This is a genomic window from Vibrio sp. D173a (genome assembly GCF_030248475.1).
On record NZ_JAHGAH010001495.1, the window covers coordinates 1 to 569 of the forward strand.

Here is a 569-nt window from a genome sequence, read left to right on the forward strand (position 1 = left end):
ACGAGAGAATACCACCATCAACAGTGGGAATAGCACCCAAGCGCTGACTGATAAGGTAATTGGCTGCATAGGCAGGGTTAGGCCATAGATGGTCATTGAAGCAAGCAGTGCCAAGCCTGCTACTCCCCCTTGCGGCAAAATCCATAGCGCGGGGATAACCATAGCCAAAACAGGAATGTCGCCATCGCTCAAACTGATAGCTCGGGCACAGACAACCGCTAATAGAGTTGTCACTAAGAATTGAAACGTTGAAAATACCATAGCTCTCTCCTTCTACCGATCCGTGGTATTAATGAACTAGGAACACTTAGTATGGACCAATTTTTACCCCAAATCTTTGCAGTAATTCACCAAATTCCCTATGGGAAAGTAACAACTTATGGAGACATAGCACGTTTTTCAGGCTTTCCGGGTTATGCGCGTCACGTAGGCAAAGCTTTGGGCAATTTACCAGAAGGAAGTCAGCTCCCTTGGTTTAGGGTCATTAATAGTAAAGGCGAGATTTCGCTAAAAGGCGAGGACTTCGAGCGACAAAAGCGTCATTTAGAAGCGGAAGGCGTTGAAGTGAG

1 protein-coding gene and 1 pseudogene are annotated in these 569 nt (G+C 46.4%); one reads left to right on the forward strand and one right to left on the reverse strand.

Annotated elements, in window-relative coordinates; all coding sequences use genetic code 11:
* A pseudogene (locus tag KIV40_RS34300) lies at window positions 1-261 on the reverse strand (hypothetical protein); the annotation flags it as partial.
* Between the two features lie 51 nt (window positions 262-312).
* Between KIV40_RS34300 and KIV40_RS34305 the strand changes: the two are divergent.
* A partial coding sequence (locus tag KIV40_RS34305) for an MGMT family protein (RefSeq protein ID WP_285353915.1) occupies window positions 313-569 on the forward strand: 257 nt, incomplete at its 3' end.